Below are 18,227 nucleotides of genomic sequence, written 5' to 3' on the forward strand. Positions count from 1 at the left end.
GGCTTGAACGGCCGGCCTCCTCACCCCACTTGCGCGAGCCTAGTCAAACGCGCGGATGAGGCAAACAGGCGCCCGAAGAAGGGTAAGCTCTGGGCTTCACCGAATCAGGAGTCCGCATGGCCCGCGACGGCGCCGTTTATGTCTGCCAGTCCTGCGGCGCCACCCAGACCAAATGGGCGGGCCAATGCCCGGCCTGCAGCGCCTGGAACTCCCTGGTTGAGGAGGTGCAGTCGCGCCCCCCCGGCGCCCTGGCCCCCAGTCGGGCCAGCCGGGCGCGGGGTCTGGATTTCCGCACCCTTGAGGAAGAGACCCCCGCCCCGCCCCGCATCATCACCGGGGTGGACGAGTTCGACCGCGTGTGCGGCGGCGGCGTCGTGCCTGGCTCGGCCATCCTGCTGGGCGGCGATCCGGGCGTGGGCAAGTCGACTCTGTTGCTGCAGGTGGTGGCCTGGGCGGCGCGGCGTGGCGTGAAGTGCGCCTACATCTCCGGCGAGGAGGCCGTGGAACAGGTCCGCGGCCGCGCCCAGCGCATGGGCCTGGCGGACGCGCCCGTGAAGCTGGCGGCGGAGACGTCGCTGCGCGAGATCCTGGATGGCCTGAAGCGCGACAAGTTCGATCTGGTGGTCATCGACTCCATCCAGACCATGTGGAGCGACGCGCACGAGGCCGGGCCCGGCTCGGTCACCCAGGTTCGCGCCGCCGCCGGCGAGCTGGTGCGTCTGGCCAAGAAGCAGGGCGTGGCGGTGATCCTGGTCGGTCACGTGACCAAGGAGGGCACGATCGCCGGCCCGCGGGTGATCGAGCACATCGTCGACGCTGTCCTCGCCTTCGAGGGGGAGCGCGGCTACCCGTTCCGCATCCTGCGCGGGGCCAAGAACCGCTTCGGGGCCACCGATGAGATCGGCGTCTTTGAGATGGGCGATGTGGGCCTGAGCGAGGTCAAGAACCCCTCTGCCCTGTTCCTGGACACTTCCGGCGAGCGCGCGGCGGGCGCGGCGGTGTTCGCCGGCATCGAGGGCTCACGCCCGGTGCTGGTGGAGTTCCAGGCCCTGGTGGCGCCCACGGCCTATGGCACGCCCAGGCGCGCCGTCGTCGGTTGGGATTCCGGGCGCCTGGCCATGGTGCTGGCGGTGCTGGAATCCCGCTGCGGCCTGGGGCTCGGGAATCGCGACGTCTATCTGAACGTGGCCGGCGGCCTGCGGATCAACGAGCCGGCGGCCGACCTGGCGGCGGCGGCGGCGCTGGCCTCATCGGCCCTCGACATCGCCCTGCCCCAGGACTGCGCCGTGTTTGGCGAGGTCAGCTTGTCGGGCGATATCCGGCCGGTGAGCCGGATGGACAGCCGCCTCAAGGAAGCCGCGAAACTGGGGTTCAAGCGAGCCATCGCGCCGGCCGGAACCGACGGCGGACCGCTGAAGGTGATCGGGGTGACCCGGCTGGCCGACGCTATCCGTCGGATCGGCGAGAGCGACTGGGATTGAGAGCGTAGGCTGGACCATGTTCGACATCATCGTGCTCTCAATCCTCCTGGCATCGGCCGGCATCGGCTTCTGGAAGGGCGCCGCGCATGAAATGGTGGCGGTGCTGTCGTTCCTGATCGCCGCCATCGTCGCGGTCTATGGCCTGCGGATCAGCGGCCCCATCGGCCGCAACCTCGTGGATCCCGACTGGCTGGGCACGGTGGCCGGCATGGTCGCCACCTTCGCCCTGATCTATGGCGGCCTGCGGCTGGCGGGCGGCAGCCTGGCCAGCCAGCTTCAGCAGAGCCAGCTCCTGGGTCTGATGGACCGCACGGTCGGCCTGGGCTTTGGCCTGGTCCGCGCCTTCGTGCTGCTGGGCGCCTTCAACCTGGCGTTCACGGCCGCCACGCCGGCCAGCCTGATGCCCAAGTGGCTGACCGATGCGACCTTTTACCCCATGACCACGGCGGCGGGGACGGTCCTGAAGACCTTCGCGCCCAAGGGCTGGAACATGGCGGGCAAGCTGACCCCGGCCATTGCCGACGCTGTTCGTGACGGTTCCGCGAACAGCCCCCGTGACTCCGAAGGCGGCGAGGGCTATGACGCCCGCGACCGCGGTGAAATTGACGATCTGGTGGAGAAATCCCGATGAAATCCGTCCAGGATCGATGGCCCCACCGGGATCCGCTCGACGACACGCCCAGGCTCGAATGCGGCGTGTTCGGGGTCTACGGCGTCCCCGAGGCCTCGGCCATCACGGCGCTGGGCCTGCACGCCCTTCAGCATCGCGGCCAGGAAGCCTGCGGTATCGCCAGCTTTGACGGCCAGGGGTTCCACACCGAGCGCCACATGGGCCACGTTGGCGACGCCTTCGCCGGCTCCGACCTCGTTGAACGCCTGCCCGGCCACGTCGCCATCGGCCACACCCGCTACTCCACCGCTGGCGGCAGCTTCATCCGTAACGTCCAGCCGATGTTCGCCGACCTCGAGTCCGGCGGCCTGGCCATCGCCCACAACGGCAACCTCACCAACTTCCTGACCCTGCGCCAGCAGCTGGTGGCCGAGGGCGCGATCTTCCAGTCGACCTCGGACTCCGAGGTGATCCTGCACCTGATCGCCCGCTCGCGCCGCATCCGCATGGTCGAGAAGTTCATCGACGCCCTGTCGCGCATCGAGGGCGGCTACGCCCTGGTGGCGATGTCGAACAAGAAGCTGATCGGGGTGCGCGATCCGCTGGGCATTCGCCCGCTGGTGCTGGGCGACCTGGACGGTCAGGCGGTCCTGGCCTCCGAGACCTGCGCCCTGGACATGATCGGCGCCAAGTTCGTGCGCGACATCGAGCACGGCGAGATGGTCATCATCGACCAGGACGGCATCGAGAGCCTGCGGCCCTTCCCGGCCGCCCGCGCCCGGCCCTGCATCTTTGAGTACGTCTATTTCGCCCGCCCCGATTCGGTGGTGAACGGCCGCTCGGTCTATGAGGTGCGCAAGCGCATGGGCCGACGCCTGGCCCAGGAAAGCCACGTGGACGTCGACGTGGTGGTGCCGGTGCCCGACAGCGGCGTGCCGGCGGCCCTCGGCTACGCCCAGGAGACCGGCGTGCCCTTCGAGATGGGCATTATCCGCAATCACTATGTGGGCCGCACCTTCATCCAGCCGACCCAGGGCGCTCGCGAACTGGGCGTGCGCATGAAGCTGTCGCCGAACCGCTCGGTCCTGGCCGGCAAGCGGGTGATGCTGATCGACGACTCCATCGTGCGCGGCACCAACTCGGTGCGCGTGGTGCGCATGGTCCGTGAGGCCGGCGCCGCCGAGGTGCACCTGCGCTCGGCCTCGCCGCCGATCAAGTGGCCGGACTTCTATGGCATCGACATGCCGGACCGCGACAAGCTGCTGGCCGCCAACCACTCCGTCGAGGAAATCGCCAAGATCCTCGACGTGGATTCGATGGGTTACCTGTCCGTCGAGGGCCTCTACTGGTCGATGAACTCGGCGCCGCGGGACCCGGCCGAGCCGCAGTTCACCGACCACTACTTCACCGGCGACTATCCGACCCGACTGCTCGACCGCGAGATCGCCGAGGGCCGCAACGACTCCGCCGATCGGCAGCTGTCGTTCCTGGTCGACGCGTGACGGCCAAGCCGGCGGGCCTGCTCGGCCGCCTGAAACCCGACTGGTACATCATCCTGATCGTCGGGATGGTGCTGCTGGCCAGCGTGCTGCCGGCGCGCGGCGCGGCGGTCCCGGTGTTCGACGTCGCCACCTCGATCGCCATCGGCACGGTGTTCTTCCTGCACGGCGCCAAGCTGTCGCGCGAGGCGGTGATCAAGGGCGTCACCCATTGGCGGCTGCACCTGCTGGTGCTGGCCTGCACCTTCGCCCTGTTCCCGCTCCTGACCCTGGGCCTGTCGGCCCTGCCGGCCTGGATCACGCCCGTAAGCCTGGCGCCCGGCCTGATGTTCCTGGGCTGCCTGCCCTCGACCATCCAGTCTTCCATCGGCTTTACGGCCATCGCCCGGGGCAATGTCGCCGCCACCGTGGCCTCGGCGACGGCCTCGAACCTGTTGGGCATCGCCATCACGCCGCTGCTGGCGGCGATGCTGATGCACGCCCAGGGCTCGGGCCTGTCCTTCCATTCGGTGCAGTCGATCCTGCTGCAGCTCCTGGCGCCGTTCGTCGCCGGCCAGCTGCTGCGCCCGGTGATCGGCGGCTGGATCAGCCAGCGCGCCAAGTTTCTGTCCTATGTGGACCGGGGCTCGATCCTGCTGGTGGTCTATTCGGCTTTCTCGGAGGCTGTGGTCGGCGGCATATGGAACCAGGTCGGAGCTCTGGACCTCCTGCGCCTGGGCGCTCTGTGCCTGGTCCTCCTGGGCGCGGTGCTTTTGGCGACCCTGATGGCGGCGCGGGCCCTGGGCTTCAACACCGAGGACGAGATCACCATCGTCTTCTGCGGGTCGAAGAAGAGCCTGGCGTCAGGGGTGCCGATGGCCGGGGTGCTGTTCCCCGGCGCGAGCCTGGGCCTGGTTCTCCTGCCCATCATGATCTTCCACCAGCTGCAGCTGATGGCCTGCGCCGTCATCGCCCAGCATTACGCAAAGCGGGCGGACAACGCGCCCGAGACCGTCTAGATCGAGCCCATGACTGACAAGCTTCCCCTGGAGGGCAAGATCGCCCTCGTCACCGGCGCGTCCCGCGGCATCGGCCGGGCCTGTGCGCTCGCCCTCGCCAAGGCCGGCGCTCACGTCATCGCCACCGCCCGCACCCAGGGCGGGCTTGAGGATCTCGACGACGAGATCAAGGCTGCGACCGGCAAGTCGGCGACCCTGGTTCCCCTGGATCTGGCCAATGGCCAAGGCCTGGACCAGCTGGGCTTTGCGATCCATCAGCGGCACGGCCACCTGGACCTGCTGGTCCACGCCGGCGCCATCCTTGGCGGGCTGACCCCGGTCGCGCATATCGACACCGGAAGCTGGGACAAGATCGTCGCCACCAACCTGACGGCGGTCTATCGGCTGATCCGCTCCACCGAGCCGCTGCTGAAGGCCGCGCCGGAAGCCCGGGCCATCTTCCTGACCACGGGCCGGGTCGCCCGTCCCAAGGCCTTCTGGGGGGCGTATGGGGCCACCAAGGCGGGCATGGAGCACCTGGTCCGCACCTGGTCGGATGAGATCGAGAACACCAAGGTGCGCGCCGTCCTGGTCGATCCGGGCGCCATGCGCACCAAGATGCGCGCCGAGGCCATGCCGGGCGAAGATCCGGAGACCCTGCCCGACCCGTCGGAGATCGGTCCGCTGATCGTCGAACTGGCCCAGGCCGAGCTCGCGGTCCCGGCGGCTACCGTCCTTTTTTCGGCGCCGTAGTCCGCGCCCGACTGGCGTTCTTGGGCTTCACCCCGGGGCGGGCCAGCTTCTGAGCCCGGCCCTTGGGGTTGGCCCCCTGCCCTTTAACCTTCGGCTTCACCGCCTTGGCCGGCGGCTTGGAGACGTGCGTCTTCGCGGCCCCGGCCTTGGCCCTGGCGGCGGCCGCGGCCGTCGTCTTGGCGGCCAGACCGGTCTTGGCCTTGGTGCGGGTCTTGCGCTCCGGACCGGACTGGCTCCCGCCAGCGGCTTCCCCCTCGGCGAAGGGGTTCTTGTTCGACTTCACCGTCAGCCGCATGGGCACGCCGGGCATGTCGAAGCTCTCGCGCAGCGAGTTGATCAGGTAACGGCGATAGTGGTCCGGCAGCTGGTCCGCGCGGCTGGCGAACATGACGAAGGTCGGCGGCCGGGCCTTGGTCTGGGCCATGTACTTCGGCTTCACCCGGCGACCGTTCACCGCCGGCGGCGGGTGGCGCTGGATGGCCAGCTGCAGCCAGTCGTTCAGGTCGCGGGTCTTGACCTTGGTCGACCAGTCCGCGTGGGTCTTGAACACCGCCGGCATCAGCCGGTCGAGGCCCCGGCCGGTCTCCGCCGACAGGGCGATCACAGGCGCGCCCTTGAGCTGCGGCAGGTGGCGATAGGCCTCTTCGACGATCTCGCTCATCTTGATGGTCGGATCGTCGATCAGGTCCCACTTGGTCAGGCAGTAGACCAGGCAACGGCCTTCGCGCTCGACCAGATCGGCGATCTGCAGGTCCTGGATCTCGAACGGGTGTGTGGCGTCCATCACCAGGATCACCACCTCGGCGAAGGTGATGGCGCGGATGGAGTCGGCGGTGGAGAGCTTTTCCAGCTTCTCCTGGACCCGGGCCTTGCGGCGCAGGCCGGCCGTGTCGACCAGCCGGACCGGACGGCCGTCCCACTCCCAGTCGACGGGAATCGCATCGCGGGTGATGCCGGCCTCGGGGCCGGTCAGCAGGCGGTCCTCGCCGATCAGCTTGTTGACCAGGGTCGACTTGCCGGCGTTCGGCCGCCCGACGATGGCGATGCGGATCGGCTTCTCGCCCTCGGCCTCGCCGCCCAGATCGCCCTCGTCATTGAGCGCGGACACGGCGGCATAGAGGTCGGCCATGCCTTCGCCGTGCTCGGCGGAGATGGCGATCGGTTCGCCCAGGCCCAGGGCGAAGGCTTCATTGACGCCGTCGTCGCCCTTTTTGCCCTCCGCCTTGTTGGCGGCCAGGATCACCGGCTTGTCCCGCTTGCGCAGGATCTCGGCGAACACCTCGTCCATGGCGGTGACGCCATCGCGGGAGTCGATGACGAACAGGGCCACGTCGCACTCGTCGATGGCCAGTTCGGTCTGGGCGCGCATCCGCGCCTCCAGACTGTCGTCGGTGACGTCCTCGAAGCCGGCGGTGTCGATGAGTTCGAGGTCGATGTCCCCGATACGTCCCGTGCCGAACCTGCGGTCGCGGGTCACGCCCGGACGGTCATCGACGATGGCGAGCTTCTTGCCCGCCAGTCGGTTGAACAGGGTCGACTTTCCGACGTTCGGACGCCCGACGATGGCGAGCCTGAGCGGCATGGCGTCCTTATGTCCTAGCGCAGCGCGATGAGTTGAGCCTCATCCGTCGCAAAATAGAGGGTTCCGTTCAGGGCGATGGGGCCGATCAGCAGCGGCGACTTCACCTGGACGGACTTCTCGACCACGCCGGTCTTGGCGTTGAGGGCCACGATCTCGCCGGTGTCCGAGCCGATCACCAGGCGGCCATTGGCCAGGATCGGGCTGGACCACACGGGCCGCACGATCTTGCTCTTCTTGTTCGTGCTCTTGCCGAAGCGGTTGAAGAAGGAGCCGCCGCCCTTCTTCACACGATCGATGTTCAGGTCGCGGATCCAGTAGACTTGGCCGGTCTCGCGGGCGGCGCAATAGATCTTGCCGTCCTTGCCCACCACATAGACCACGTCGCCGGCCGCCCAGGGGGTCGTGATGCCGGTGATGGGCAGGGTCCAGCGGGCCTGGCCGGTGCGCAGGTCGGTGGCGGCGAAGACGCCGGAGTGGCTGACCGCGAAGACCTCGCCCTGAAAGATCACCGGCCGGCCCGGGATGTCGCGAATTTCCGACAGGGCGTTGGTGCGGCTGGCGCGTGACAGGGCCTCGTTCCACAGGTCGTTGCCGTTGCCGGTGCGCAGGGCCACCAGTTCGCCGGAGCCAAAGGCGGCGACCACGGTGTCGCCCGACACCGCCGGGCTGGAGGCGGCCAGGATCCGCGCGGATTCGGACAGCGCCTGGTAGTTCCAGCCCTCAACGCCGGTGGCGGCGTCAAAGGTCATCAGGGTGTTGTCGATGGCGACGGCGAACATCCGGCCGCCGGAGACGGTGGGCGCGCCATGGATCGGCTGTTCCGTGGGCTTCTTCCAGACCACGGCGCCGGTGTCGGCGTTCAGTTCAGCGACGAAGCGGTAGCCGGAGGTGACGTAGAGCTTGCCGTCAGCGATCGCCAGGCCGCCGCCAAAGGCTTCCTTGTCGCGCTTGCTGCTGGGACGCAGGTCCACGCTCCAGACCGTGGCGCCGCTCTGGGCGTCCATAGCCGAGACGCGGGCCTCGCCGTCCATCACATAGATCTTGCCGTTCACGGCCACCGGCGGCGCGGTGACGTGCGCGCCGCGATTGGACTTCTGGCCGAAGCCCTTGCGCCAGGCGACGTCCAGGGCGCCGCCAGCCGCCACATGCTCGACCGACTGCTCCGGCGTTGCGCCCGGCAGGGCCCATTCGGAGATCGGCTTCGGATCGGGCAGGAAGAAGTCGGCGCCCTTCAGGCCTTCAGCGGCCTCGACCTTGTCATCGAAGGCGACCACGGCGACCCGCTGACCTTCGGAGGCGGTCTCCTTGGGGCCGTCCTTTTCCTTGTTGAACGGATTGATCCGGCCGACGGTGGAGCAGCCGGTTGCGGCGACCGACACCGTCAGCATGAGGGCGAGAAGGCCGTTGCGGCGCAGGGTCGTCATCATTGAGCGGTCGGGGCCTGCTGTTGCGAACCGGAAGGAACAAGGCCGGGAACGGCCGCGCCGGGAGCCAGCGGGGTCGGCGGCGGAAGAGCGATGGCGGCCTTGACGGCCGCGGGAACGGCCTTGGCGGACCCGGAGTCGATCAGCGACTTGGCGGCGTTGGCCCGGGCGCGGGCGCCCTCTGAGGCGTCAGGCATGAGCGAGATGACCACGAAGTCACCGCGGGCGCCAGCCAGATCCCCGGCCATCATCTTGGCGAAGGCCTGGGCTTCGCGCGCTTGGGCGCGGTAGGGGCGACCTTCCTTCAGGAGCGGATCGAGCCGCGTCTGAATGTCCTTGAGCGGCGCGGTGTCCAGCAGGACGAAGACCGCCTTCAGGCGCGCGGCGTCGCCGAGGATGGGATTCGGCGCGGCTTCGGCCGCCTCGTCGAACAGCTTCACGGCTTCCTGCGGCTTGTTCGCGGCCAGCTTCGCGCCGCCCAGCTGCTGCAGGGCCAGCGACTTGTAGGCCTTGGACGGCGACTTGGCGACCTCGCCGAACAGGCGGTCCGCCTCATCATTGCGACCGGCCTGATAGGCCTCAAGGGCCTGGGCGTAGGTCTCGGACGCCTTGTTGGTGGCCTTGGTGGTGTAGCTCTGCCAGCCCCAGACACCGAGGGCGATGATCAGGGCCGCGCCAAGCACTCCGGCCACCCAGGGCAGAGCCTTGATGGCCAGTTCGCGATAGCGCTCTGCACGGAGCTGCTCCTCGACCTCGTCAAAGACATCGACCACTTGGGGAAACTCCGCACGAACCGCGCCAGGGAATAGAGCGGCGGAACCTATAGCGGCGGAGGCCCCGCCGCAACGGTGGGGGTTTCATCCGCGAACATCCAGTTTTCGGCTGGCGCCCCCACGAGTCGAAGGGGTAGCCATCAAGAATGGCGGAAGAGCGGCGCCGGAACAGCCGCCGGTTTCGGAGGAGCGCCCATGAGCCAACCCAAGGATGCGACATCGGCGACCCTCGCCGCCCAGGCCGCCCTGCTGGCCAGCCTGCCGGCGGAAGACGGCGTGGACTTCGAGCGGGCCCGCCGCGGCTTCATCGACACCCTGCCTGACGCCCGCGTCGAGACGGCGCGCGGCGGGGTCGCCTGGGACCTGTCGCCCTTCGATTTTCAGGGGGGCGGCGCCCCTGCCCCGGACACGGTCAATCCCAGCCTGTGGCGGTTGGCGCAGCTGAACCTGAACCATGGGCTCTACAAGGTGACCGAGGGCATCTACCAGGTGCGCGGCTTCGACCTGTCCAACATCACCTTCGTGGAGGGAAATGAGGGCTTCATCGTCGTCGACCCCCTGACCTCGGCCGAGCCGGCCGCCGCCGCCCTGGCCCTGATGCGCAAGCACCGGGGCGACAAGCCGGTGAGCGCGGTGATCTACACCCACAGCCACGTGGACCACTATGGCGGGGTCAAGGGCGTGCTGACTGACGCCGACATCGCCGCCGGCGCCAGGATCATCGCCCCGGAGGGGTTCCTGGCCGAGGCGGTCAGCGAAAACGTCCTGGCCGGCAACGCCATGGGCCGCCGGGCCACCTACATGTACGGCGCCCTCCTGCACCGCGGCCCGCGCGGCCACGTCGATTCAGGCCTGGGCAAGGCGGTGTCCAGCGGCCAGGTGAACCTGATCGCGCCGACCGAGAGCATCTCCAAGACCGGGACGCGCCTCACCCTGGATGGGGTCGAGATCGTCTTCCAGGTGACGCCAGGGACCGAGGCCCCGGCGGAGATGAACTTCTTCTTTCCCCGCCACCGCGCCCTGTGCATGGCCGAGAACTGCACCTGCCAGCTGCACAACCTCTATACGCCGCGCGGGGCGCAGGTGCGGGACGCCAAGGCCTGGAGCTTCTATATCGACGAGGCCATAGACCTGTTCGCCGACCAGTCCGAGGTGCTGTTCGCCAGCCACCACTGGCCGCGCTGGGGCAAGGCCGACCAGGTCGCCTTCCTGGAGAAGCAGAGCGACCTCTACAAGTTCATCCACGACCAGACCCTGCGGCTGGCCAATCACGGCCTGACGCCGCTGGAGATCGCCGAGCAGGTCAAGCTGCCGCCCAGCCTGGCCGACGAGTGGCACACCCGCAGCTACTACGGGACCATCAGCCACAACACCAAGGCGGTCTATCAGCGCTATCTGGGCTGGTTCGACGGCAACCCGGCCAATCTGCACAAGCACCCGCCGGAGGCGGCGGCCAGGCGTTATGTGGACGCCATCGGCGGAGCGGACGCCGTCCTCGCCAAAGGCCGTGCAGCCTTCGACGCCGGCGACTATCGCTGGGTGGCGGAGCTGGTGAATCACCTGGTGTTCGCCGATCCGGACAATATGGAGGCCCGCAATCTCCAGGCAGACGCCCTGGAGCAGCTGGGCTACCAGGCTGAATCCGGACCCTGGCGCGACTTCTACCTGACCGGCGCCCAGGAACTGCGGCTGGTGCGACCCAAGGCGACGACGCCTCGCCAAGGCGCGACCGGGCAGCTGCGCACCCTGCCCGCCGACCAACTGTTGGATTCGCTAAGCGTGCGGTTGAACGGCGACACCGTCGGCCGGGCTCAGCCGGCCATGCTGCTGACCTTCACGGACGCGGACGAGACCTTCAGCCTGAAGGTCCGCAATGGCGTCCTGCACCATCGCCCGGCCAAGCCCAGCGAGACGGCGATCCGGCTGTCCCGCAACACCCTGGTGGACCTGGTGGTGGGCGACCGGACCCTGGAGGCTGCGGCGACCGACGGCCTGATCGAAGGCGACGCCGCGCCGCTTAGCGAGCTGCTGGAGCAGCTCGACCGCTTCGACTTCTGGTTCGAGATCGTCCTGCCCTGAGGCGAACGCCTCAGGTGTTGGCGGCCTTGGCGAAATAGATCTCCGCCGGCCCCGGGAACTTGCGGTCCCGGACGTCGGCGGCGTAGGCCGCCACGGCCTTGCTGATCTCGCCGCGCAGGTCACCGTAGCGGCGCACGAACTTCGGCGTCCAGTCGAACAGGCCCAGCATGTCGTCGGTCACCAGGATCTGGCCGTCACAGCCGGCCGAGGCGCCGATGCCGATGGTCGGCACGTCCACCGCCTGGGTGATCTCGCGCGCCAGGCCCTCGGCCACGCCCTCCACAACCAGGGCGAAGGCGCCGGCGGCCGCGGTGGCCTTGGCTTCCGACAGGATCCGAGCGCGCTCCTCGACTTCGCGGCCCTTGGCCTTGAAGCCGCCATCGACCAGCACCGCCTGGGGGCGCAGGCCCACATGGCCCATCACCGGGATCCCGCGCTTGACCAGGTATTCGACCGTCTCGACGACGGTCTCCCCGCTTTCGACCTTCACCGCCTGGGCGCCGGTCTCCTTCATCAGCCGGGCCGCATTGGCGTAGGCCACCTCCGGCGCGCCTTCGTAGGAGCCGAAGGGCATGTCGACCACGACCATGGCCTTGCGCGAGGTGCGCATGACCGCCTGACCGTGCAGGATCATCATTTCCAGGGTCACGCCCACGGTATTGGGCAGGCCATGGACCACCATGCCCAGGCTGTCGCCCACCAACAGCAGGTCGCAGTGGTCATCCAGCAGTTCGGCCATCGGCGCCGTATAGGCGGTCAGGCAGACGATGGGCACGCCGCCCTTGCGCACGGCGATGTCCGGCGCGGCGAGACGCCGAACCGTTTCCTGGCGATGGCTGGACATGACTAAATCTCCTCGATGACCCGAGTGAGCACAAAGCCCATGGCGACAACCGCCAGGGCGGAGGCGACCCAAACCACAGCCCAATCGGACTGCACAAGCGACAACAGGTCGAAACTCGGCCGGACCTGGGCGATTCCGGCTTCAATCGCCTTGGTTGAGCCGTGGGACACGGTTTCAACCCGATCCAGGACGCTGGACATCACCAGCTGGCTCACACCCACCAGCCCCCCCACGACGCCGGCGCAGCCGATCATCCAGCGGCGCATGATCCAGCCGCGGTTGAGCTTGCTCTCCACCCGCTGGGCGAAGGCTTCGGAGTCCGGGAAATAGGGCGGGTCGGCGAACTGCCGCTCAAGGCTCCGCTCGAAGTCGAGTTCAGCCATTGCCCCGCCTCCCCTCAACTGCGCCGTCAGCCGGCGCCAATCGCGTTCTGAGCCTGTCCAGACCACGTTTGACATGGGACTTCACCGTTCCAAGCGGCAGATTTAAGGCCTCTGCGGCCTCGGCGTGGGACAGACCCGCGCCATAACACATAGTGACGCACAGCCGTTCTGCAGCCCCCAGGGCCTTGAGGGCTTCGTCCAGATCGATGCGCTGGGCCGCGTCCGGTCCGGCCTGGACCTCATCAGCCTCCTCGGCCTCGAGGGCCAGGCTGGCGAGACGGCGTTCCCGCTGCAGGCGGCGCAGGTACTGGCGCGCGGCGATCCGCTTCACCCAGCCGGCGAAGGCGCCCTCGCCACGGTATTCGGCGATGCCCTCGAAGGCGGCCAGGAAGGCGTCCTGTGCGGTGTCGTCGGCTTCGCTGGGCGCGGCGCCCATCCGACGCAGCAGGCCGCGCACCGCTGATCCATGACGCCGGACCAGCTCACCGAAGGCGCCGCGATCTCCCGTCGCCGCCAGGGTGGCCAGCTCCACGTCGTGGAGGCTCGCGAGCCTGTGTTGAGAGCCCGTCATTGGGCTTGCTCCCCCTAGAGCAGGATTACTTGTGGTCGCGCCCGAAGAACGACATCACGACGAAGGCCAGACCGATGAAGCCTGGGAAGGCCGCAACACCCAGCATCGGGTAGAACGCGTCCGGCTCCTCGAAGCTGGTCGCAAAGCCCAGGGCGGCGAAGCCCAGCGCCACGCCCAGCCAGATGATCCCGACCCGCAGGTCGCGCTGGGGCGACGGCTTCGGCTTGACCTTCACATCGGCGGTCATGGCCGTGATCACCTCCGGCGGCAGGGGCTGGCCCTTCTCGATGGCGGCGCGCAGCGTGTCCTGCAGCTTCTGCCGTTCCTGGCTGCGCAGGTAGTTGGGCACGATGATGATTGCGGCGATCATCGCGAAGAACGCGATAGGCACGAGGATTTCCATCCGGGTCTCCTTCTCTCGATGGCGGGCCTTGTCGCCCGTCTATGCCAGGAAAGAGGCGCGCCGCAGCGTCTATGGATGCAACGGAACGCGTGAATTCTTCGTCATGTTCGCGCTTAGAGGCGCGACCACCCAAACCGCCCCGAAGCGGCGACAGCCAGCAACAGGGCCAGGCTTCCCACGATCGCGGCCGGCGCAAGGCCCAGGGCCAGGCTTTCCAGCACGCTGGAAAGATGCGGCCACACCCGCCACAGCGCGACGGCCCCGATCAGGCAGGCGCCCGCCAGCCAGGCCAGGTCCAGCAACAGGGCCCGACGCGCCAGGCGCTCGAACACCTGTGCGGTGAAGGCCGGATCGCGGGGCGGCGGGGCGTCAGCGGCGAACAGGTCCTGGAGACGTTCGTCAGCGGTCGGCATCGGCGCGGTCCTCCTGGTTCTGTTCGGCCCCAAGCGCGGCCAGCAACTTCGCCCGGCCTCGCGTCACATGGGATTTCACCGTCCCCAACGGCAAATTCAAGGCCTGGGCGGCTTCGGCGTGGCTGAAATCCGCCGCCAGGCAAAGGGCCACGCACGCCCTCTGCTCCAGAGGCAGATCCGACATCGCCCGGTCGAGGGCCAGCCGGTCCTCCTCCTGCGGCGACTGGGCCGCCGGACGCCCCTCTGCATAGGCGGCCTCGCGCTGGCGGGCGCGGCGGTCTGAGCGCAGGGCGGTCAGGGCCTTGTTGTAGCCAATCCCGCAGAGCCAGGCCCGGACATTGGCGCCCGGCTCCAGCTTTCCGATCCGGCTCCAGGCGACCAGAAACGTCTCCTGGGCCAGGTCGTCGGCCAGGGCCCAGTCCCGGCAGGCCCGTCGCAGAAAGGCGCGAAGGGCCTGCTGGTGCCGCTCCACCAGCCGCGCGAACGCCTGGCTGGAGCCTTGGGCGGCGGCCCCGACCAGGTCTGCGTCGAGGCCCTGGGGCTCCATCAGTCGCGGTCCGGCCCGCGGCGGAACATCGACCCCATCAGGGCCAAGGCCAGGTTGCCGGCGGCGACACAGGTCAGGATCACGGCGACAAAGCGAAAGGCGCCCGAGGCGTCAGGCAGGTAGCCCATCTGGACGCCGATCCAGAAGCCGGCGGCCACCGTGCCCACCGACACCGCCACGCGCCAATTGCGCTCCGGCCCCCAGCGGTAATAGCGACGCCAGGCGCGGCGGGCGTAGCGGTCGCCGTAGAAGTCCTCCGGCGGCGGGGGCGGATAGTCGCCCTGGGCGCGGCGCAGCAACTCCGGCGGCGGCTCCTTGCCTTGGGCGGTGTAGGTCTTGATCAGGTCGATGGTGTCACGGCTGCGCTGATAGCTCAGCCAGCGGTCCCAGGCCCCGAACACAAAAAAGCCGATCGGAAAGATCAGCCACCAGTACCTGAACCAGAAGTCTTCCATGGCGGTCTCCAGGAGATCCGGCAGGGATCATTCCCTGCTTTCACCCCCTAGTCGCCGCCGAGCCTGCGCCTGGATGCGGGCGTACGCAAAAGAGTTCGCGGGCGGCCCGGGGAGACGGGCCGCCCGCTTGAGCCCTCAGAAGAAGCCGAGCTTCTTGGGGCTGTAGCTGACCAGCATGTTCTTGGTCTGCTGGTAGTGGTCGAGCATCATCTTGTGGGTCTCGCGACCGATCCCCGACTGCTTGTAGCCGCCGAAGGCCGCATGGGCCGGATAGGCGTGGTAGCAGTTGGTCCAGACCCGTCCGGCCTGGATGCCGCGCCCGAAGCGATAGCAGCGGTTGGCGTCGCGGCTCCACACCCCCGCGCCCAGGCCGTAGAGGCTGTCATTGGCGATGGCCAGCGCTTCGGCCTCGTCCTTGAAGGTGGTCACCGACACGACCGGGCCGAAGATCTCCTCCTGGAAGATGCGCATCTTGTTGTGGCCGCGGAACACGGTCGGCTGGACATAGAAGCCACCGGCCAGCGCGCCGCCGAGCTCGGCCCGGCCACCGCCGGCCAGGAGCTCGGCGCCCTCCTCCCGGCCGATGTCCATGTACTTCAGGATCTTCTCCAGCTGTTCGCCCGAGGCCTGGGCCCCGACCATGGTCGTCGGATCGAGGGGGTCGCCCTGCTTGATCGCGGCGACCCGGGCGAGCGCACGCTCCATGAACCTGTCGTAGATGCTCTCGTGGATCAGGGCGCGGCTCGGGCAGGTGCAGACCTCGCCTTGGTTGAAGGCGAACATCACGAAGCCTTCGATGGCCTTGTCGAAGAAGTCGTCATCTTCGGCGGCCACATCCTCGAAGAAGATGTTCGGCGACTTGCCGCCCAGCTCCAGGGTCACCGGGATCAGATTCTGGCTGGCGTACTCCATGATCAGCCGGCCGGTGGAGGTCTCGCCGGTGAAGGCGATCTTGGCGATGCGCGGCGACGAGGCCAGCGGCTTGCCGGCCTCAAGTCCGAACCCGTTGACGATATTGAGGACGCCCGGGGGCAGCAGGTCGGCGACCAGGTCAGCCCAGGCCAGGATCGAGGCCGGGGTCTGCTCGGCCGGCTTCAGCACCACGCAGTTGCCGGCGGCCAGCGCGGGCGCGAGCTTCCAGGCGGCCATCAGCAGCGGGAAGTTCCAGGGAATGATCTGGCCGACGACGCCCAGGGGTTCGTGGAAGTGATAGGCGATGGTGTCGTGGTCGATCTCGCCGATCGAGCCTTCCTGGGTGCGGACGCAGGCGGCGAAATAGCGGAAATGATCGATGGCGAGCGGCACGTCGGCGGCGGTGGTCTCGCGGATCGGCTTGCCGTTGTCCCAGGTCTCGGCGCGCGCCAGCAGGTCGAGGTCCGCCTCCATCCGGTCGGCGATGGCGTTGAGGACCGCCGCACGGTCGGCGACGCTGGTGCGGGCCCAGGCCGGAAAGGCCGCATGGGCGGCGTCCAGCGCCATCTCCACGTCCGTTGCGTCTGAGCGCGCCACTTCACAGAGCTTGGCGCCGTTCACCGGGGAATGGTTGTCGAAATAGCGGCCGGCGGCGGGCTCCACCCAACCGCCGCCGATATAGTTGCCGTACCGGGCGCGGAACGGGGCGTCCTGGCTGATGATGCGCTCGGGCTTGTTCATGGGAGTTCCTCCGTGGACCTGTTGCGGGACGGGCCCTGCGCCCGGTCTTCTCGCTTTCACAAAGGAGGCGGCGCACGCTGGCATGTGGTCAACGCCTGGAACCCTGCGTCACAGGGCGATGCGTGAGAATTCGCGAGCGATCTTGTCAGTTTTCGGCTAGCGTCGACGCAAACTACGACAGGTAGTTATTGAGTGTCGCAAATTGCGACACAGGGAAGGTGACGCGATGGTCGAGGCGATCCAGCCGTCAGCACAGTCTGCGCGTGCAGAGTTCTTCGCGCGCGGCCAGATTCCACACGACAGGGTTGGGCAACCGATTCTGCGCGCCTGGCTTCGATGCGCGGACATGGGCCTGGATCATGCCCGGCCGCCCGAGGTCGAGCCGCCGGAAGCCGCCAACATCCGCGAGCTGTGCGAACGGCATGAGCGCCTGCGCCGCCTGTGCCGCCCGGAACTGGACGCCCTGAACGCAGAGGCGCGCGAGACCGGCGGCATCGCCATCCTGACCAATGCTGAGGGCGTGGTGCTCGACGCCTTCGGGGATTCCAGCTTCGCCGGCCGCGCCGCCGAGGTCGCCCTGCGGCCCGGGATCGCCTGGAACGAGACCGCCATGGGCGCCAACGCCATCGGCGCCGCCCTGGCCGAACGCCGGGCCGTCGCCGTACACGGCGGGGAACACTACTACGACGCTCACGGCATCCTGAGCTGCGCCGCCGCGCCGATCCTCGACCCCCGGGGCGCGGTCGTGGGCGTTCTGGACCTGTCGGCCCATGCGGACATGCAGCGGCTCCACGCGCTCGGGCTGGTCCGTCTGGCGGTGGAGCAGATCGAGCACCGCTTCTTTGCCGGCGGCATCGAGGGGGCCAGCGTTCTCCGCTTCCACACTGAAGCCGCCCTGGTCGGCGCCGCGCGCGAAGGCGTACTGGTGTTTGACGAAGACCATCGACTGATCGGCGCCAACCGCCGGGGCCTGTCCATGCTGCGCCAGGACTGGAGCGCCCTCGACGTCACCACCTTCGCCGACCTGTTCGAGACCGCGCCGGACCTGGGTGGGGATCTGAAGGAGTGGCGCGCCCACGATGGCGGCCGGTTCCACGGCGTGATGCGCCCCCCGGCGTCTGCGCCCTCCGCCCCCGCCGCCGCGCCGGCGGCCCGGACGCTGGAAGATGCGGAGTTGGCCATGATGCGGGCCGCCCTGGAGGCCTGCGGCGGCAATGTCAGCGCCGCTGCGCGCCAGCTGGGCGTCCACCGCAGCACCCTTTATCGCCGGGTGTTCGGGCCGGACCAGGCGAACTGATCAGCCCAGGGCGGCGGCGTAGTCCTGGGGCTTGAAGCCCACCAGCAGCCGGTCGCCGAGATCGAGCACCGGGCGCTTGATCATCGAGGGCTGGGCCAGCATCAGCCGGATCGCCTTGGCCTCATCGAGGTCGGCCTTGTCAGCGTCCGGCAGCTTGCGGAAGGTCGTGCTGGCGGTGTTCAGCAACACCTTCCAGCCGACCTTGCCGGCCCAGACCTCCAGGGTCGGCTGATCGATCCCCTCGACCTTGTAGTCGTGGAAGCGGACGGCGACGCCGTGGTCATCCAGCCAGGTGCGCGCCTTCTTCATCGTGTCGCACGCCTTGATCCCGTAGATCGTCGCCTGGCCCATGTCGCCCTCCATTCGAGGCGATCTCCTTGCCAGGATTCGCCGCCTCACCGTGCTTCAGGCATGGACAAGTCTTGATCAGACGCCCATTTCAAAGCTCCCGAACATCCGGCGCATCTCGCGCCGCCTAGTCCG

At 68.5% G+C, this 18,227-nt stretch carries 19 protein-coding genes; 7 read left to right on the forward strand and 12 right to left on the reverse strand.

Features of this window, described 5'->3' with window-relative positions; all coding sequences use genetic code 11:
- Positions 1-116 precede the first annotated feature (116 nt).
- Genes radA through ACFQ27_RS07270 form a run of 5 tightly spaced genes read left to right on the forward strand, consistent with a single transcriptional unit; the run spans position 117 to position 5,320 of the window.
- Positions 117-1,481, forward strand: a complete 1,365-nt coding sequence (gene radA / locus ACFQ27_RS07250) for a DNA repair protein RadA (protein WP_374347582.1) — start codon at positions 117-119, stop codon at positions 1,479-1,481.
- A 16-nt stretch (positions 1,482-1,497) separates the two neighbouring features.
- On the forward strand, positions 1,498-2,112 hold the full coding sequence (locus tag ACFQ27_RS07255) for a CvpA family protein (RefSeq protein WP_374347580.1): 615 nt from the start codon (positions 1,498-1,500) through the stop codon (positions 2,110-2,112).
- Positions 2,109-3,593, forward strand: coding sequence for an amidophosphoribosyltransferase (purF, locus tag ACFQ27_RS07260; protein WP_374347578.1), 1,485 nt, complete (start codon positions 2,109-2,111; stop codon positions 3,591-3,593). Before ACFQ27_RS07255 ends, purF begins: the two co-directional genes overlap by 4 nt.
- Positions 3,590-4,588: a bile acid:sodium symporter family protein gene (locus ACFQ27_RS07265; protein ID WP_377353126.1), complete on the forward strand. Its 999-nt coding sequence runs from the start codon at positions 3,590-3,592 to the stop codon at positions 4,586-4,588. Before purF ends, ACFQ27_RS07265 begins: the two co-directional genes overlap by 4 nt.
- Positions 4,589-4,597: 9 nt before the next feature.
- Positions 4,598-5,320 carry an SDR family NAD(P)-dependent oxidoreductase gene (locus ACFQ27_RS07270; RefSeq protein WP_377353127.1) on the forward strand — a complete coding sequence of 241 codons (723 nt, stop codon included), beginning with the start codon at positions 4,598-4,600 and terminating at the stop codon, positions 5,318-5,320.
- Here the strand turns inward: ACFQ27_RS07270 and der are convergent.
- The 3 genes from der to ACFQ27_RS07285 are packed head-to-tail and all read right to left on the reverse strand — an operon-like array spanning position 5,295 to position 9,099.
- On the reverse strand, positions 5,295-6,902 hold the full coding sequence (der, locus tag ACFQ27_RS07275) for a ribosome biogenesis GTPase Der (RefSeq protein ID WP_377353128.1): 1,608 nt from the start codon (positions 6,900-6,902) through the stop codon (positions 5,295-5,297). The two genes, ACFQ27_RS07270 and der, sit on opposite strands and share 26 nt — an antisense overlap.
- 14 nt (positions 6,903-6,916) lie before the next feature.
- Positions 6,917-8,329, reverse strand: coding sequence for an outer membrane protein assembly factor BamB family protein (locus ACFQ27_RS07280; protein WP_377353130.1), 1,413 nt, complete (start codon positions 8,327-8,329; stop codon positions 6,917-6,919).
- The gene (locus ACFQ27_RS07285; protein WP_374347568.1) at positions 8,326-9,099 is read right to left on the reverse strand and encodes a tetratricopeptide repeat protein; all 774 of its coding nucleotides are present in this window, start codon (positions 9,097-9,099) and stop codon (positions 8,326-8,328) included. Before ACFQ27_RS07285 ends, ACFQ27_RS07280 begins: the two co-directional genes overlap by 4 nt.
- A 195-nt stretch (positions 9,100-9,294) precedes the next feature.
- On the opposite strand from ACFQ27_RS07285, the gene ACFQ27_RS07290 reads away from it, so the two are divergent.
- On the forward strand, positions 9,295-11,178 hold the full coding sequence (locus ACFQ27_RS07290; protein WP_377353131.1) for an alkyl/aryl-sulfatase: 1,884 nt from the start codon (positions 9,295-9,297) through the stop codon (positions 11,176-11,178).
- A 10-nt stretch (positions 11,179-11,188) separates the two neighbouring features.
- Here the strand turns inward: ACFQ27_RS07290 and panB are convergent, their stop codons facing one another.
- From panB to adh, 8 genes are all read right to left on the reverse strand, one after another.
- Positions 11,189-12,022: a 3-methyl-2-oxobutanoate hydroxymethyltransferase gene (gene panB, locus ACFQ27_RS07295; RefSeq protein ID WP_377353132.1), complete on the reverse strand. Its 834-nt coding sequence runs from the start codon at positions 12,020-12,022 to the stop codon at positions 11,189-11,191.
- A gap of 2 nt (positions 12,023-12,024) precedes the next feature.
- Positions 12,025-12,405 (reverse strand): hypothetical protein, encoded by a 381-nt coding sequence (locus ACFQ27_RS07300; protein WP_374347562.1) that lies wholly within the window; start codon positions 12,403-12,405, stop codon positions 12,025-12,027.
- A complete protein-coding gene (locus ACFQ27_RS07305) occupies positions 12,398-12,976 on the reverse strand; it encodes an RNA polymerase sigma factor (RefSeq protein ID WP_377353133.1) in 579 nt (192 codons plus the stop codon). The genes ACFQ27_RS07300 and ACFQ27_RS07305 overlap by 8 nt, the downstream gene beginning before the upstream one ends.
- Positions 12,977-13,001: 25 nt before the next feature.
- A complete protein-coding gene (locus tag ACFQ27_RS07310; RefSeq protein ID WP_374347557.1) occupies positions 13,002-13,379 on the reverse strand; it encodes a DUF6249 domain-containing protein in 378 nt (125 codons plus the stop codon).
- Positions 13,380-13,492: 113 nt separating this feature from the next.
- Entirely contained in the window at positions 13,493-13,792 is a 300-nt protein-coding gene (locus ACFQ27_RS07315) for a hypothetical protein (RefSeq protein ID WP_374347556.1), read from the reverse strand.
- Positions 13,779-14,339, reverse strand: coding sequence for an RNA polymerase sigma factor (locus tag ACFQ27_RS07320; protein WP_377353134.1), 561 nt, complete (start codon positions 14,337-14,339; stop codon positions 13,779-13,781). Before ACFQ27_RS07320 ends, ACFQ27_RS07315 begins: the two co-directional genes overlap by 14 nt.
- A complete protein-coding gene (locus ACFQ27_RS07325; protein WP_374347552.1) occupies positions 14,339-14,794 on the reverse strand; it encodes a hypothetical protein in 456 nt (151 codons plus the stop codon). Before ACFQ27_RS07325 ends, ACFQ27_RS07320 begins: the two co-directional genes overlap by 1 nt.
- Positions 14,795-14,929: 135 nt before the next feature.
- Positions 14,930-16,447, reverse strand: a complete 1,518-nt coding sequence (gene adh, locus ACFQ27_RS07330; protein ID WP_377353135.1) for an aldehyde dehydrogenase — start codon at positions 16,445-16,447, stop codon at positions 14,930-14,932.
- A gap of 346 nt (positions 16,448-16,793) precedes the next feature.
- On the opposite strand from adh, the gene ACFQ27_RS07335 reads away from it, so the two are divergent.
- Complete coding sequence (locus tag ACFQ27_RS07335) at positions 16,794-17,744, forward strand: sigma-54-dependent Fis family transcriptional regulator (RefSeq protein WP_374347549.1); 951 nt, start codon at positions 16,794-16,796, stop codon at positions 17,742-17,744.
- Here ACFQ27_RS07335 and ACFQ27_RS07340 read toward each other — a convergent pair whose 3' ends face one another.
- On the reverse strand, positions 17,745-18,095 hold the full coding sequence (locus ACFQ27_RS07340; protein WP_377353137.1) for an ArsC family reductase: 351 nt from the start codon (positions 18,093-18,095) through the stop codon (positions 17,745-17,747).
- Positions 18,096-18,227 lie beyond the last annotated feature (132 nt).

This window comes from Phenylobacterium conjunctum, from assembly GCF_042679085.1.
GTDB classification, from domain to species: domain Bacteria; phylum Pseudomonadota; class Alphaproteobacteria; order Caulobacterales; family Caulobacteraceae; genus Phenylobacterium; species Phenylobacterium conjunctum.

Bases quoted from the DNA above. Each gene is read 5' to 3' on its own strand.
- ACFQ27_RS07255 (WP_374347580.1), top strand. From the start codon at position 1,498: ATGTTCGACATCATCGTGCTCTCAATCCTCCTGGCATCGGCCGGCATC.
- ACFQ27_RS07315 (WP_374347556.1), bottom strand. From the start codon at position 13,792: ATGCCGACCGCTGACGAACGTCTCCAGGACCTGTTCGCCGCTGACGCC.
- radA (WP_374347582.1), top strand. From the start codon at position 117: ATGGCCCGCGACGGCGCCGTTTATGTCTGCCAGTCCTGCGGCGCCACC.
- ACFQ27_RS07335 (WP_374347549.1), top strand. From the start codon at position 16,794: ATGGGCCTGGATCATGCCCGGCCGCCCGAGGTCGAGCCGCCGGAAGCC.
- ACFQ27_RS07340 (WP_377353137.1), bottom strand. From the start codon at position 18,095: ATGGGCCAGGCGACGATCTACGGGATCAAGGCGTGCGACACGATGAAG.
- ACFQ27_RS07300 (WP_374347562.1), bottom strand. From the start codon at position 12,405: ATGGCTGAACTCGACTTCGAGCGGAGCCTTGAGCGGCAGTTCGCCGAC.
- ACFQ27_RS07310 (WP_374347557.1), bottom strand. From the start codon at position 13,379: ATGGAAATCCTCGTGCCTATCGCGTTCTTCGCGATGATCGCCGCAATC.
- ACFQ27_RS07290 (WP_377353131.1), top strand. From the start codon at position 9,295: ATGAGCCAACCCAAGGATGCGACATCGGCGACCCTCGCCGCCCAGGCC.
- ACFQ27_RS07325 (WP_374347552.1), bottom strand. From the start codon at position 14,794: ATGGAAGACTTCTGGTTCAGGTACTGGTGGCTGATCTTTCCGATCGGC.
- ACFQ27_RS07320 (WP_377353134.1), bottom strand. From the start codon at position 14,339: ATGGAGCCCCAGGGCCTCGACGCAGACCTGGTCGGGGCCGCCGCCCAA.
- panB (WP_377353132.1), bottom strand. From the start codon at position 12,022: ATGTCCAGCCATCGCCAGGAAACGGTTCGGCGTCTCGCCGCGCCGGAC.
- der (WP_377353128.1), bottom strand. From the start codon at position 6,902: ATGCCGCTCAGGCTCGCCATCGTCGGGCGTCCGAACGTCGGAAAGTCG.
- ACFQ27_RS07270 (WP_377353127.1), top strand. From the start codon at position 4,598: ATGACTGACAAGCTTCCCCTGGAGGGCAAGATCGCCCTCGTCACCGGC.
- adh (WP_377353135.1), bottom strand. From the start codon at position 16,447: ATGAACAAGCCCGAGCGCATCATCAGCCAGGACGCCCCGTTCCGCGCC.
- ACFQ27_RS07305 (WP_377353133.1), bottom strand. From the start codon at position 12,976: ATGACGGGCTCTCAACACAGGCTCGCGAGCCTCCACGACGTGGAGCTG.
- ACFQ27_RS07280 (WP_377353130.1), bottom strand. From the start codon at position 8,329: ATGATGACGACCCTGCGCCGCAACGGCCTTCTCGCCCTCATGCTGACG.
- purF (WP_374347578.1), top strand. From the start codon at position 2,109: ATGAAATCCGTCCAGGATCGATGGCCCCACCGGGATCCGCTCGACGAC.